Genomic DNA, 13,273 nt, shown 5'->3' with positions numbered 1-13,273 from the left:
GACGGCAGTGCCCGACACGGACTCGGCTGAGTACAGCTGAATCACGGCTGCAATGAATACTGGTCATTAGGCGGCATCTGCTTGCCAAACGCCCAGGCATTGCTGGCAGACTGGGCTGTGGACACTAATCGATGCGAAATCCAAGGAGCGGCATGAGCATGTATGCGGTAACCAACCCTGCCACCGGCGTCGTCGAGGCAACCTACCCGACCGCCACCGAGGAGCAGATCCAGGAAGCCATTGCCAAGGCGCATAACGCCTACACCCAGTGGTCGGTCTCCGCGCTGGAGGAGCGCGTCGCCCTGCTTGAGCGCGTGGCCGACATCTATGAGGCACGAGCCGAGGAACTGGCCGCGATCATCACCCGCGAAATGGGCAAGCCCATCAAGCAGGCGCTGGGCGAAATCGGCATCGTGGCGGCAATCTACCGCTACTACGCCAAGAACGGCCCGAAGTACCTGGAGGACGAGGAGCTGGAAATCGCCTCCGGCGGCACGGCGCTGGTGCGCAAGGAAGCAGTGGGCGCGCTGCTGGGCATCATGCCGTGGAACTTCCCGTACTACCAGGTGGCCCGCTTTGCCGGACCCAACCTGATGAACGGCAACACCATCCTGCTCAAGCACGCTCCGCAGTGCCCGGAGTCGGCGCTTGCCATGGAAGAGATCTTCCGCGAAGCCGGTGCGCCCCAGGGCGCGTACGTGAACATCTTTGCCACCAATGAGCAGGTCGCGGACATGATCGCGGACCGCCGGGTGCAGGGCGTCTCGCTGACCGGTTCGGAGCGTGCCGGCGCTGCCGTGGCGGAAATTGCCGGACGCAACCTGAAGAAGGTCGTGCTGGAACTCGGCGGCTCGGATCCATTCATGGTGTTCGAGGACGCAGACGTGGCGCGCACCGCCAAGCTGGGCATGCGTGCACGCTTCGGCAACACCGGGCAGGCCTGCAATGCCGCCAAGCGCTTCATCGTCGACTCCTCGGTCTACGATGACTTCTCCAAAGCGCTGGTGGAGCAGGTCTCCGGGATCGCCGTGGGCGACCCGTCCCAGCCAGAGAACTTCCTCGGCCCGCTGTCTTCGGCCGCAGCCCGGGACGGACTGGCCGCCCAGGTGCAGGATGCCATCGACAAGGGTGCCCAGGTGCTGGCCGGTGGCAAGCCGATCCAGGGCGATGGCGCATTCTACGAACCGACCGTGCTGGCCGGGGTGACTCCCGAGATGCGTGCGTTCTCCGAAGAACTCTTCGGCCCTGTCGCCGTGCTCTACAAGGTGGACGGCGAAGAGGAAGCCGTGGCCCTGGCCAACAGCACCGACTACGGGCTGGGAGCTTCCATCCACACGCAGGACATGGAACGCGCGCAGCGCGTGTCACTGCAGCTGCAAAGCGGCATGGTGGCCATCAATGAGCCATCCGCTACCTACCCTGAGCTGCCTTTCGGGGGAGTGAAGCGCTCGGGCATCGGCCGCGAGCTGGGCAAGTACGGCATGGACGAATTCATCAACCACAAGCTGGTGAAGATCGCCGGCCGCTAAGCCGCCGAAAAACTGCAACGGTCCTGCCTCCCGAAAAACTCGGGAGGCAGGACCGTTGCAGTTCACGGCACTTTTGCTGGTGCTAGATGCCCAGCGAATCGCGCAGGCGGCTGACATGCCCCTGGGCATCAACGCCGTATTCGATCTGGCTGATGGTGCCGTCTTGGCCAATAACCGCGGTGGAGCGCAGGGTGCCCACGAAGGTCTTTTCCCCGAAGGTCTTCTCACCATAGGAGCCGTAGGCCTTGGCTACTTCGCTGCCCGGGTCCGAAAGCAGTGGGAAGTTCAGTGCCTCGTCGCTGGCGAACTTGGCAATCTCTTCCGGCTCATCCGGGGAAATTCCCAGCACCGCGTAGCCGGAGCTGCGCAGCGAGTTGAGGTTGTCGCGGAAATCGCAGGCTTCGGTGGTACAGCCCGGGGTGGCAGCCTTGGGGTAGAAGTACACGATGACGTTCTGGCCGGCATAGTCGGACAGAGCTATGGTCTGACCCTCAGCGTTGCGTAGGGAAAAGTCTGGCGCTTGCTGGCCGACAGACAAAGGGGAGGACAGTTCTGACATGATTCCAACTTTCGTATTGTGGTATTTGGTTTTCATTATATGACCACTCGTAGTCGGAGGCTAGAGGGAAGCCTGGAATAAGTCTTACTGTGCGTTGCACGCCGGGATCCTTAACGCCACCTGCCAATGCATGATAGGCAATGAAAGCCATCGTAAAAGATGTTGGACTGTGCCGATGAAAGCTTGTTCGAGCGAACCAATTTTCCACGCACTGTTACGGATACCTTCGGCTGACCCCTTGCGCAGATTTGGCAATGAAAGTGCTGCTGGCCAGCAGGACCCTGAAGAAGAAATCAGGACCAAATGAATCAGCCGACGAAATCCCAGCGAACCGTCGGCCTGATCGCTGATCCGGGCATCGCCCGAGCCTTATCAAACCGCGTCTCCAAGCGATTGGAAATCAAGCTTAACCACGGTCATGAATCCGACTACGAATGGCAGGTTTACAGCGACACCTATACCCTGCCGCTCGGGGACAGCGGACGCGTGGCGCTGAACGACAAAGTACCGGAACTGAGGGAAAGGCACGGTTGGGACTTCATCATCTATCTCACCGATGTACCGCACTATGTACAGGAACGCCCCGTGCGTTCGGTGATCAGTCCGCAGGATGCTTCTGCGGTGTTGAGCGTGCCGACGATGGGCTTTTGCAGAATCGGAGTCCTCGCACAACACCTCGTCGAACTCGTGCAAGAGCTGACGACCGGTCAGGAACCACTGCGCACCGGCTCTCAACTAGCCAAGACCATCAGCATCCAAGGCAGTCTTCCCGACGGAGACCAGTCCCAAGATCGGGCCACCAGTATTGAGGGGCTGCGCGGGCGGATCTTGCTCATCGGAGGCATGGTCAGAAGCAACAGGCCGTGGAGACTGATGCCGAGGCTATCCTCAGCCATGGCTGGCGCCGTAGCCACCGGTGCCTTTGGCGTGTTCTACACCAGCATCTGGTCCATGGCTGATTACCTGTCGACACCGCGTCTGGCGGTGATCACGGTCTTCAGCATCGTTGTTCTGACCATGTGGCTACTGCTGCACAATCGGTTATGGGAGAGCCCGCAGGGCAGTCGCCGGCGAGAAAAGCTGGTGGTCTATAACGCAGCCACCTTGCTCACCGTCGGCATAGCCGCAGGCACCATGTACATCCTGCTGTTCCTGGCTCTATGGCTCGGTTCAGTGGTGGTCATTGACCAGGAGTATTTGGCTTCCGAGCTGGAACACCAAGTTGGCATGGCAGAGTATTTCAACCTCGCCTGGCTTGCCTCATCGTTGGGATTGATGGGCGGCGCTGTCGGTTCAAGCTTCGACGACGTGGCGCGCGTGCAGCGAGCGACCTTCAGCCAAAGGGAATGTGAACGCAGGAATATGGACTTTTCACTGGACGGGCCAGTTGAGGGCTCCGCATAAGTTGCGGAGCCCTCGATGGTGTTAATTGGTTGGTCAAAATCGGAATGTTAAGTCACGAATAATCCAGGATCTAGGCAGTCCGTGAATTGGGTGCAGTGGCGACACAGGAAGTTGCATAGGCTAAATTAGATGGACGTTCCCTGCTGCAATAACGCATATTGGGGTGAAGGAGCGTCTGACCATACATAGCTTCCATTGTTCGCAAGCGTTTCAATACAGAATCATGCGGCGCGTGCAGCCTTGTTCGCCACCGAAGTCGCATAAACGAGAAGGCCGACGTTGATCAGGACGCCTACCCAACCGGCCACTCCGGCCACGTGAGCGTTTCCGAGTGCCATCAACAGTCCGGTAGTGATGGCGCTTGCGGCTGCGACCGCTACCGTGCCCCATAAGATGGGGTTGGCCGCCCTGTGCCCAGCTTTCCAAGCATCGTCGGAAGCGAGAGTGTGCTTGGTTTTCAGCCCGAAGACGCGATTAGCGGAAAGCGAGTCTGTTCGACTCATATATGCCAACAGCGCGCAGATGATTACGAACAGGATACTTACGACGAGAGCTCCAAATGCCAGATCTTCCATGGTTCTTCCTTTAGATAGAGGTTGTTAATCGCTCGTCACGTACGCGATGAGCATCTTCATCCGGGATGGTTGTAGTTGGTGCTTCAGGTACCTCCGATACACGGGTACGTATCGCAATAGTTGGCATTTTCGCAGGAGTTCCTGCCATTGCTGCGACAACTCCGCCAATCATCACTAGAGCGAAGGACCAAAGACCGATGACGATAATAATTCCGACGTGCAAGGCTACACAGAGGCCTAAAGACACCAACCGAAAGCGATTTTTCCCAAAAAGCAGGAAGTAGGCGATCGCTAGTTCAGTAGCGATTGTTCCCCACGTCAGAGAAAGTTCGAGCCAGGGCACGGATGTTACCCAATGAACCGCGTTCTGGAGATGAGTTGGTGCTCCGAAAAATTCTCCACGAGTTACGTAGTAGATCGCAGTTCCGTCTTTCCATTCCTGTACGGAAAGTTTGGGAATCGCGGCATTAATATATATCCATGCCATCTGTAGCCGAATTACCCAATGAGCGGCCCACGTGAATCCCAACATTGGACCCTGCGGGGCGGTTCTCAACGACGCACTGTCCCAGTGGCTTCTCCTGCGATCACCGATTAGCAGGAAAACCAAGAACAGGGTGATCACTTGTGCTGCGGCCTCGCCACCGTCAGGAAGTGAGATTCCTGTTGAGATGGAAATCGTTGCCCAATAATGTGGCACGGCCGTTAGTGCGGGAAAAATTCCTACGATAACTAATAAGAGTATGGCAATAAGTAATACCGTGATCCACGGACGTGATTCCTCATTGCCGAGGCAGTATGCAGTAAGGCTCTTCCATCCATCACACTGTGGTTTTGGAGTTTCGCCAGCAATTGGCACAAAAAGAAAACGAGTTGGCGTAAAGCAAAGAACCGTTAGCTGTGCGATGGCGATTAGTGATCTTCCTGTCCCGACCCAGCGATCCGCACCTAAATAATTTTGGGTCGCGTTATGGATTCGTTGAAGTGTCACCGTCAGCATGACACCTCCATGATTGCCGCCCGCTTCGCAGTGCGTGTCGACGAGGAAAATTCTCTAAATGACCACCGAATTGGCTCGGTCTCGAGGGCAACGACTTTCCCGCATAATGTGGGAGCAGGAGTTATTGCATCGAACTCTTGAGGGGTCATTCCTTTATCCAGGGTATCTTCGGCGCAAATCTGGGGTTCGTTCGAATCGCAGTCTACCCACCGGGTAATCTCGTTAACGTAGCCAGCCAATTCAGGCCCCTGTGCACGTTGCGCGCGCGATAGCCCGAGGAGGTTTTTGAGTTCCGCCTGAGGCGGAGCTAACGCTGATACCGGCCCTGAATTAGCTCCCACGGAAAAAGGAACAATTTCGCTTTCGCTTGGGGGCTTGGTAAAAAAGGCCCATCCCTGTGGGAGTAATTCGGTGCTAGTCTGCCTCAGTGGGGAACCATCACGAGAAACAAGTACGTTACTCGGCAACGACATGATGATTGATATCAGTAGGATCAGAACAAAAACAGCCAATGACAGTAAGCCTCCCCATGCCGGGCCACGATTCGGTGATGCGCCTGTCTGAGTTTCCTGCATAGCGACGACTAGTTATTCAGCGCACGAGTCATTTTTGCGATGAACTCGTCTCGTTCAAAGGCAGTGCTCTGAGTAGGGTCATCCATTAGGTAGACCCAAGCCACAGCCAAGGTTGCCACCGCGAATGTGGCTGCCGCAACATTTGCATATACCACGCCATTCGCAACAGCAAGCACAGTGACGCCTACGCATACTTTAAAGGCACCACAACCAGCAGCGTTGGCCACGGGAATACCTGAACTATTTGATGAGGCGGCGCTCTTGCTCTTCAGATAATCTTGAAACGAAGATGTCAAATCGGACAGGGCTTTTTCAACTTCTCTTGGCTGTCCGGATGCGAGGCGATTTTGTACTGAAGCTGTGGTCTTTGGCGCAAATTTCACATAATCAGTGATCAGTTCTTCGAGAGCTGCTTCATCTGTTGCGGGGCGATCATCTGCGAACCCAAGGAGTCTAACCAGTTCGGGGTTTTTTCAGCTACGGGTCCCGTGCCAGCTAGAAGCAGTTTGAGAGTATCTTCTACTGAATATGAGCCGACGATATCCAGTTGGCTGGTGGCGGAAGGGATTGATTTTGGGGTCGATGTCTGTCCGGCAAATGCGCTTGTTGGAGCGACCAGAAGTGCGGACGTAACCAGTAGCGAAATGAGCTTCTTGTTCTTCAAGTTTGGATCCATATTCCTTATTGTGTTCTCAAGGAGACCAGCAAGTGTGAGCAATGATGGGCATGAACAATCAATTAGTAGTGATCAAATAAACTAACTGATAGCTCAATCCCTCTGGTTACGAGCGTAAATAGATTTATTAAAATTTGCAATCATACTTAAGTATGAGGGTAATGCCGTCGGTTCCAACTTCGACCACGTGGCGCTCGTGCAGCAAGTTACTTTCAGCCAAAGGGAATACGAGCGCAGGAATATGAACTTTTCACTGGACGGGCCAACCGAGGACTCCGCATAAGTTGCGAAGCCCCCGGACAGGCTACGGCTGGTTCTTGCCACCGTTAACATGCACGGTGGATCCCACAACATACGATGCCTCGTCACTGGCGAGGAAAACATAGGCCGGTGAAACTTCCACAGGCTGTCCAGCCCTGCCTAACCAGGTGTCGTGTCCGAATTCCGGCAGGGCTTCGATGGGCTGGCCATCCGAAGGCTGCAACGGAGTCCAAATAGGGCCCGGCGCCACTGCATTGACTCGAACGCCTTGTTTAGCTGCCTGCGAGGCCAAGGACTTGGTGAAATTGCTGATGGCACCCTTGGTGGCGGCGTAGTCCATCAAATGATCCGACGGGTCAAAAGCCTGGATGGAAGTGGTATTGATAATGGAGTCACCTTTGCCGATGACCTTCAGTGCGGCACGGGACAGTGCAAACATCGCAAAGATATTCACGTCGAAGGTCGCTTCGACCTGTTCATCGGTCAAGTCTTGGAGGGAGTCATCGCTGATCTGCTTGCCGGCGTTATTTACCAAGATATCTAATCCGCCCAAAGCGATGGCGGCATCATCTACCAATGAATCCCGATAGCTCCTCTCGCGCAGATCTCCGGGCAGATGCTTAACCTCCACTCCAGCGTCCTTGAGTACTTCAGCCACGGTCCGGGCATGGGATTTTTCCGCCGGAAGATAAGCCAACGCAACGTCAGCACCTTCACGGGCAAAAGCAATGGCCACCGCAGCGCCAATTCCCGAGTCGCCACCGGTGATCAGAGCCCGCTTGCCCTTGAGTCGCCCGTGGCCCTGATAACTGCGCTCGCCGTGATCGGCCTTGGGCTCCATCTGGCTATCCAGCCCAGGTTCCGGCTGGCGCTGTTTTGGTGGACTGATGCGTTCTATGCCCGCCCGCTGAGTATCTGGTGTGGGATCTTGTATGAGAATTCCTCCTGCAGCTGGTGGATGGTGCGGGGTATCTAGCCCGGCCATTTCGATCAAGGCCTAGTCTTCGCACAATGCGATCGAACTGACAGCTTCTGTATTGATCGTGGAGGCAACGGCCAGAGCATGCCCTGTTCGAGTACAGATTCACGCCCCGGCAGAATCTTCGTGGTATCGAGGAATCTGTGTCCGAGCGCAAAACCGTCTGCACCCCCTTTTATCTGGCCGTCGAGTTCGTTAGCGTGGGGCGCACAAGGTCCTGCACCCAACCGAGGTCTTGCAACAGCAAGCAAAGAACGGAGAGACGAATTGGCAGGAAAACCCCAAAGCCCCATCAAGGACGAAGAACTCTACGAAGAACTGCGCAAGGATGGGAACTCCAAGCAAAAGTCGGCCCGCATCGCCAACGCGGCAGCCCGCGACGGCCGCTCCGCAGTCGGCCAACGCGGAGGCGAGGCCGGCGACTATGAAGACTGGACGGTCGCTGAACTTCGCAAACGCGCCGCGGAAATAGGCATTGACGGTCGCTCGAAGATGGTCAAGAAAGAACTGATCAAAGCCCTGCGCAACTCGTGATCCTCGAATCAGAGCGAAAATCAGGAGGCCGGAATGAATGACCGAAAGACTCCAGAAGAGCCAGCACGCACCGCTGAATTTGATGAATCCACCGAGCCGGGGGATGAACGAGTAGTCCGTCGGGGCGAAATCAATAACGATCCTGATCAAGCAGAAACATCTGCAAACGACGATGGCCGGTTCGACGCCGGTTAGCACGATGAAGACAAAACAAAGCTGTCTTCACGCCTTACTAGGAATGGAGAACAGCCATGGGAATCATGGACAAGGTCAAAGAACTTTTTGGGCAGGCCACGGACAAGTTGAAGGATCCGGACCAGAATCTGGTTGAAAAAACTTGGCCAATGGGAGAACCCGACGATGAGCATCTGCCTCAAGAAGGGCAAGACCTCGAAGGCGAGCAGACCGCAGGTGAAGAATTCACTGACTCCATGGAAGGCGAAGAGCAGCCTTCCTCATCAAACCAGGGTGAGCCGGTCACTGGGGCAGACCCTGAGCTGACCGACCCGGAACGGGACAACTACTAGAAGCCGGCTCGGCCAGGGAGCTGGAAAAGAGGTGAACCATGAGCGGTACGGACATTCTCGACACCCAACAAGTTAATGAATACCTCCAAGAGCTTCCCGAGTGGCGACGCATGCCCGGAGCCATTGCGGTGGTATTTGAAACCCAGACTGCAGCAGCTGCTATCGAGCTGTTCAATGACATCGCCCGGGCGGCGGAACTCGACAACCACCACCCTGATGTTGACTGGCGATACAACCGTCTATTCGTGACCACAACTTCCCATGACGTGGGCGGAGCAGTCACCACCAGGGATATTGCCTTGGCAACCAAGATCTCCGATTTTGCCAAAGAGCGAGGAGCGACCGCCCGAACAGATCTCATCAAAGCTGTTTAAGTCGTGAGGGAGGCTGACGGTTAACAGAACGTCAGCTTTCAGTGAGCGTCGAGGTGCAAGATTGCCGGCGGTTGTAGCTTTACGGAGCTGAACCAGAATCCGCCGCGAGCAGGATCGGTAAACCGGAGAACGCGGCAGGCACTCAAACGAGCAGCGAGCTGGCAGATCCTATGATCTGCACCATCAGTGCCCGGATGTCTCCCGGAATCGCGGGGTTTATCAGAAGTTAATCAACGATTGGCGAAAATCAATCGCAAGGATGATTCAACTTGTCGGTGGATCAAACTAGACTGACATTTGCTCTTCAATCACCGCGCCCTTAATCCGAAGTGGCCTGGTGCCGGAGAGCGTGATGCCAGCGAGGATTTTCCACATGCTTCTCAAGCTCATCTTGAAACACTCCAAACCCTATGCCGGGTGGATCGTTGCAGTAGTCATATTGCAGCTGGCCACCACCATGGCTACGCTCTACCTTCCCAGCCTGAACGCCAAGATCATCGATGTCGGCGTGGTCAATGCCGATATCGACTACATCTGGCGCACCGGCGGACTGATGCTGGTGGTGGCCCTGATCCAGGTGGCCACCGCCGTCGCCGCCGTCTACTTCGGTGCCAAGACCTCCATGAGCGTCGGACGCGATGTCCGCCAGGCGGTCTTCGAGAAGGTCTCCACCTTCTCCGCCCAGGACGTCAACAAGTTCGGTGCCGCCACCTTGATCACCCGCGGCACCAATGACGTGCAGCAGATCCAGATGCTCACCCTGATGGCGCTGAACTTCATGATCACCGCGCCGATCATGTCCATCGGCGGCGTGATCATGGCGATCCGCGAAGACCCGGGGCTGTCCTGGCTCGTCTGGGTATCCGTGCCGCTGGTGCTCATTGTCGTCGGCCTGCTGGTCATCAAGCTGATGCCGTTGTTCCGCGACATGCAGACCCGCATCGACGGGATCAACGGCGTGCTGCGCGAGCAGATCACCGGCATCCGCGTGGTGCGCGCCTTCGTGCGCGAAGAGCATGAAACCGAACGCTATGCCGACGCTAACCAGAAGCTGACCGACCTGGGCGTGAAGGTCGGCAACCTGTTCGTGCTGATGTTCCCGGCGATCACCATGATCCTGCACCTGTCCACCGCCGCCGTGCTCTGGTTCGGTGGTCACCGCGTGGACAACGGCGACGTGGAGGTCGGTGCGCTGACCGCGTTCCTGCAGTACCTGCTGCAGATCCTCATGGCAGTCATGATGGGCACCTTCATGGCCATGATGGTCCCGCGCGCCATGGTTTCGGCCGACCGCATTGCTGAGGTGCTGGACAGCGAGCCGAGCATGCTCGACGCCGCCGAAAGGCAGATCGAGCTGCCCACCCCGGGCACCGTGGAATTCAAGAACGTCACCTTCGGATACCCGGGAGCCGAGGCTCCGGTGCTCTCGGACATCTCCTTCACCGCGAAGCCCGGGCAGACCACTGCCATCATCGGGTCCACCGGTGCTGGCAAGACGACCTTGCTGAACCTGATTCCGCGTCTCTACGACGCCACCGAAGGGGAGATCCTCATCGGCGGGGTGCCCTTGAGGGAGCTGGGCCGTGACACCATTTCGCGGAACATCTCCGCGGTCCCGCAGCGTCCGTACCTGTTCTCCGGAACCATCGCCAGCAACCTGCGCTTCGGCGCCCAGGAGGCCACCGAGGACGAGCTGTGGGAAGCGTTGCGGGTCGCCCAGGCCGAAGGGTTCGTGGCAGAGCGCGAGGGCCAGCTGGATTCCAAGATCTCCCAGGGCGGCACCAACGTCTCCGGCGGACAGCGCCAGCGCCTGTGCATCGCACGGGCCTTGGCCGCCAAGCCGAACACCTATCTCTTCGATGATTCCTTCTCGGCGCTGGATGTGAACACCGATGCCAAGCTGCGTGCCGCCCTGGCCGAACCGACCAAGGATGCCGCGGTGATCATCGTGGCCCAGCGCGTCTCGACGATTACCGGTGCAGACCAGATCCTGGTCCTGGACCATGGAGAAATCGTCGCCCGGGGAACCCACGAGCAGCTGCTCGAAACCTCGGAAACCTATCAGGAAATCGTTGCATCCCAGCTGAGCGTGGAGGAGGTGGCCTAAGTGGCGAAGAAGCAGAAGAATATCGATTCGGCGCAGCTCGAAAGCGAGCTCGCAGACGTCAACGAATTCGAAGCCGCGGCGGGAGCCGACGACTGGTCCGGCGGCGCCCCGGTGCGCAAGGCCCAGCACTTCTGGCCATCGGCCAAGCGGCTGATCGGGCTGATGTCCCCATACAAGCTGGGCATGGTGCTGGTCTTCGCCCTGATCACCGTATACGTGGTGCTCTCGGTGATCGCCCCGCGGATCCTGGGCAAGGCCATGGACGTGATCTTTGCCGGGCTGATCGGCAAGAACATCCCCGAGGGCACACCCGCGGAACTGGTCATTGCGCAGCTGCGCGACTCCGGGCAGGACACCCAGGCCGACATGCTCTCGAAGGTGGACTTCGTCCCCGGTCAGGGCATCGACTTCACCCAGCTCTCGCAGTACATCCTGATTGTGCTGTCCATGTACTTCATCGCCTCGCTCTTCTCGTGGGCCTCGGGCTGGCTGCTGAACAAGCTGGTCATGCGCGTGGTCTACAACCTGCGCAAGGACGTCGAGGACAAGATCAACAAGCTGCCGCTGAACTACTTCGACACGCGCCAGCGCGGCGACCTGCTCTCGCGCGTGACCAACGACGTGGACAACATCCAGAACGCGCTGCAGCAAGCGCTGAGCCAGCTGGTCTCCTCGATCATGACGGTGCTGGGCATCGTGATCATGATGTTCGTGGTCTCCTGGCAGATGGCGCTGATCGCGCTGGTGGCCCTGCCGCTCTCGGCAGTCGCCGCGGGCGTCATCGGCACCCGGGCGCAGAAGCTGTTCACCGCGCAGTGGAAGAACACCGGTGCGCTCAACGGCCAGATCGAGGAATCATTCTCCGGCCACGAGCTGATGAAGGTCTTCGGCCGTGAAGAGGACATGGTAGAGCGCTTCACCGCACGCAACGAGGAGCTGTACAAAGCCAGCTTCGGCGCCCAGTTCGTCTCGGGCATGATCATGCCGGTGATGAACTTCGTTTCCTACCTGGCCTATGTGGGCATCGCCGTGGTGGGCGGCTTGCGCGTGGCCTCGGGCACCATGAGCCTGGGCGATGCCACCGCGTTCATCCAGTACTCGCGCGAGTTCACCCAGCCGCTGGGCCAGATTGCCGGCGTGGCCAACATGCTGCAGTCCGGCGTGGCCTCGGCCGAGCGCACCTTCGAGCTGCTGGATGCCGAAGAACAGGAGCCGGACCGCGCGCAGGACACGCTGCCTGCCCGTACCGATGGCCATGTCTCCTTCGAGAACGTGTCCTTCTCCTACAGCGAAGACAAGCCGCTGATCGAGAACCTGTCCTTCGATGCGGATCCTGGCCACACGGTGGCCATTGTCGGGCCGACCGGCGCCGGCAAGACCACGCTGGTGAACCTGGTGATGCGCTTCTACGAGCTGAACTCGGGCAAGATCATGCTCGATAACCGCGACATCACCGAGCTCTCGCGCGCCGACCTGCGCTCGAAGGTGGGCATGGTGCTGCAGGATGCGTGGCTGTTCGGCGGAAGCATCATGGAGAACATCCGCTACGGCCGGCTGGATGCCACCGATGAGGAAGTCATCGAGGCGGCCAAGGCGACCTTCGTGGACCGCTTCGTGCGCGCCCTGCCCGATGGCTACGACACCATCATCGACGAGGAAGGCACCAACGTGTCGGCCGGCGAGAAGCAGCTGATCACCATCGCCCGCGCGTTCGTGGCGAACCCGTCGCTGCTGATCCTGGACGAAGCGACCAGCTCGGTCGATACCCGTACCGAGCTGCTGGTGCAGCAGGCCATGGCCGCGCTACGCAGCGACCGCACCAGCTTCGTGATTGCCCACCGTCTGTCCACCATCCGCGATGCCGACACCATCCTGGTGATGGAGGCTGGACGGATTGTGGAGCAGGGCAACCACGAGTACCTGCTGGGAACGAAGGGCGCCTACTACCGGTTGTACCAGTCCCAGTTTGCCGGCCCGGCCGAGGACGTGGATGCGAACCCGGATACGGCTGCGGTGCCTGCTACCGGCGGAATGCCGCTGTCCGACGCTGCGGTTCCTGCATCGGATCCGAAGCTGGATTCCTAGGAACCAGCGGTATCAGGGCCGCGGCCGGGATGGACTTTGCTTCATTCCGGCCGCGGCTTTTTGCATGCCCCGGACGCGCGACCCGTGG

15 protein-coding genes are annotated in these 13,273 nt (G+C 58.3%); 8 read left to right on the top strand and 7 right to left on the bottom strand.

The annotated features are described in order from the left end of the window. Positions 1-152: 152 nt before the first annotated feature. Positions 153-1,529, top strand: a complete 1,377-nt coding sequence (locus ACLQ8T_RS15065; protein WP_413455137.1) for an NAD-dependent succinate-semialdehyde dehydrogenase — start codon at positions 153-155, stop codon at positions 1,527-1,529. A gap of 82 nt (positions 1,530-1,611) precedes the next feature. Here ACLQ8T_RS15065 and bcp read toward each other — a convergent pair whose 3' ends face one another. After that, the gene (gene bcp / locus ACLQ8T_RS15060; protein WP_204723143.1) at positions 1,612-2,088 is read right to left on the bottom strand and encodes a thioredoxin-dependent thiol peroxidase; all 477 of its coding nucleotides are present in this window, start codon (positions 2,086-2,088) and stop codon (positions 1,612-1,614) included. 303 nt (positions 2,089-2,391) lie between these two features. Between bcp and ACLQ8T_RS15055 the strand changes: the two genes are divergently transcribed. Next, positions 2,392-3,492 carry a hypothetical protein gene (locus ACLQ8T_RS15055; RefSeq protein WP_413455136.1) on the top strand — a complete coding sequence of 367 codons (1,101 nt, stop codon included), beginning with the start codon at positions 2,392-2,394 and terminating at the stop codon, positions 3,490-3,492. Positions 3,493-3,713: 221 nt separating this feature from the next. Here the strand turns inward: ACLQ8T_RS15055 and ACLQ8T_RS15050 are convergent, their stop codons facing one another. The 6 genes from ACLQ8T_RS15050 to ACLQ8T_RS15025 all read right to left on the bottom strand — a co-directional run bounded on the left by ACLQ8T_RS15050 (position 3,714) and on the right by ACLQ8T_RS15025 (position 7,564). Beyond that, on the bottom strand, positions 3,714-4,067 hold the full coding sequence (locus ACLQ8T_RS15050; RefSeq protein WP_204723141.1) for an SdpI family protein: 354 nt from the start codon (positions 4,065-4,067) through the stop codon (positions 3,714-3,716). A gap of 10 nt (positions 4,068-4,077) precedes the next feature. Then, a complete protein-coding gene (locus ACLQ8T_RS15045) occupies positions 4,078-5,067 on the bottom strand; it encodes a sporulation-delaying protein SdpB family protein (RefSeq protein ID WP_204723140.1) in 990 nt (329 codons plus the stop codon). Further along, the gene (locus ACLQ8T_RS15040; protein WP_413456420.1) at positions 5,061-5,540 is read right to left on the bottom strand and encodes an SdpA family antimicrobial peptide system protein; all 480 of its coding nucleotides are present in this window, start codon (positions 5,538-5,540) and stop codon (positions 5,061-5,063) included. The genes ACLQ8T_RS15045 and ACLQ8T_RS15040 overlap by 7 nt, the downstream gene beginning before the upstream one ends. A 110-nt stretch (positions 5,541-5,650) precedes the next feature. Continuing rightward, a complete protein-coding gene (locus tag ACLQ8T_RS15035) occupies positions 5,651-6,025 on the bottom strand; it encodes a hypothetical protein (protein ID WP_413455135.1) in 375 nt (124 codons plus the stop codon). Positions 6,026-6,036: 11 nt separating this feature from the next. Continuing rightward, the gene (locus tag ACLQ8T_RS15030; RefSeq protein ID WP_413455134.1) at positions 6,037-6,306 is read right to left on the bottom strand and encodes a hypothetical protein; all 270 of its coding nucleotides are present in this window, start codon (positions 6,304-6,306) and stop codon (positions 6,037-6,039) included. Positions 6,307-6,622: 316 nt separating this feature from the next. Further along, positions 6,623-7,564 (bottom strand): SDR family oxidoreductase, encoded by a 942-nt coding sequence (locus ACLQ8T_RS15025; RefSeq protein WP_413456419.1) that lies wholly within the window; start codon positions 7,562-7,564, stop codon positions 6,623-6,625. Positions 7,565-7,825: 261 nt separating this feature from the next. Between ACLQ8T_RS15025 and ACLQ8T_RS15020 the strand changes: the two genes are divergently transcribed. From ACLQ8T_RS15020 to ACLQ8T_RS14995, 6 genes are all read left to right on the top strand, one after another. Then, positions 7,826-8,092 carry a Rho termination factor N-terminal domain-containing protein gene (locus tag ACLQ8T_RS15020; RefSeq protein WP_204723137.1) on the top strand — a complete coding sequence of 89 codons (267 nt, stop codon included), beginning with the start codon at positions 7,826-7,828 and terminating at the stop codon, positions 8,090-8,092. A gap of 33 nt (positions 8,093-8,125) precedes the next feature. Beyond that, entirely contained in the window at positions 8,126-8,287 is a 162-nt protein-coding gene (locus ACLQ8T_RS15015; protein ID WP_204723136.1) for a hypothetical protein, read from the top strand. Between the two features lie 56 nt (positions 8,288-8,343). Next, positions 8,344-8,619, top strand: a complete 276-nt coding sequence (locus tag ACLQ8T_RS15010; protein WP_204723135.1) for a hypothetical protein — start codon at positions 8,344-8,346, stop codon at positions 8,617-8,619. 38 nt (positions 8,620-8,657) lie between these two features. Continuing rightward, the gene (locus ACLQ8T_RS15005; RefSeq protein WP_204723134.1) at positions 8,658-8,993 is read left to right on the top strand and encodes a 4a-hydroxytetrahydrobiopterin dehydratase; all 336 of its coding nucleotides are present in this window, start codon (positions 8,658-8,660) and stop codon (positions 8,991-8,993) included. Between the two features lie 373 nt (positions 8,994-9,366). Continuing rightward, positions 9,367-11,100: an ABC transporter ATP-binding protein gene (locus tag ACLQ8T_RS15000; RefSeq protein ID WP_413455133.1), complete on the top strand. Its 1,734-nt coding sequence runs from the start codon at positions 9,367-9,369 to the stop codon at positions 11,098-11,100. Beyond that, the gene (locus ACLQ8T_RS14995; protein ID WP_413455132.1) at positions 11,101-13,185 is read left to right on the top strand and encodes an ABC transporter ATP-binding protein; all 2,085 of its coding nucleotides are present in this window, start codon (positions 11,101-11,103) and stop codon (positions 13,183-13,185) included. Positions 13,186-13,273 lie beyond the last annotated feature (88 nt).

Source organism: Glutamicibacter sp. FR1 (genome assembly GCF_047300825.1).
Taxonomy (GTDB): domain Bacteria; phylum Actinomycetota; class Actinomycetes; order Actinomycetales; family Micrococcaceae; genus Glutamicibacter; species Glutamicibacter nicotianae.
The sequence above is the reverse complement of the archived record's forward strand: the minus strand, read 5'-3'. Positions and strand labels throughout refer to the sequence as shown.

What these genes read in the sequence shown, in the direction of transcription:
- ACLQ8T_RS15065 (WP_413455137.1), top strand. Translation starts at nt 153, where the DNA reads ATGAGCATGTATGCGGTAACCAACCCTGCCACCGGCGTCGTCGAGGCA.
- bcp (WP_204723143.1), bottom strand. Translation starts at nt 2,088, where the DNA reads ATGTCAGAACTGTCCTCCCCTTTGTCTGTCGGCCAGCAAGCGCCAGAC.
- ACLQ8T_RS15055 (WP_413455136.1), top strand. Translation starts at nt 2,392, where the DNA reads ATGAATCAGCCGACGAAATCCCAGCGAACCGTCGGCCTGATCGCTGAT.
- ACLQ8T_RS15050 (WP_204723141.1), bottom strand. Translation starts at nt 4,067, where the DNA reads ATGGAAGATCTGGCATTTGGAGCTCTCGTCGTAAGTATCCTGTTCGTA.
- ACLQ8T_RS15045 (WP_204723140.1), bottom strand. Translation starts at nt 5,067, where the DNA reads ATGCTGACGGTGACACTTCAACGAATCCATAACGCGACCCAAAATTAT.
- ACLQ8T_RS15040 (WP_413456420.1), bottom strand. Translation starts at nt 5,540, where the DNA reads ATGTCGTTGCCGAGTAACGTACTTGTTTCTCGTGATGGTTCCCCACTG.
- ACLQ8T_RS15025 (WP_413456419.1), bottom strand. Translation starts at nt 7,564, where the DNA reads ATGGCCGGGCTAGATACCCCGCACCATCCACCAGCTGCAGGAGGAATT.
- ACLQ8T_RS15015 (WP_204723136.1), top strand. Translation starts at nt 8,126, where the DNA reads ATGAATGACCGAAAGACTCCAGAAGAGCCAGCACGCACCGCTGAATTT.
- ACLQ8T_RS15010 (WP_204723135.1), top strand. Translation starts at nt 8,344, where the DNA reads ATGGGAATCATGGACAAGGTCAAAGAACTTTTTGGGCAGGCCACGGAC.
- ACLQ8T_RS15005 (WP_204723134.1), top strand. Translation starts at nt 8,658, where the DNA reads ATGAGCGGTACGGACATTCTCGACACCCAACAAGTTAATGAATACCTC.
- ACLQ8T_RS15000 (WP_413455133.1), top strand. Translation starts at nt 9,367, where the DNA reads ATGCTTCTCAAGCTCATCTTGAAACACTCCAAACCCTATGCCGGGTGG.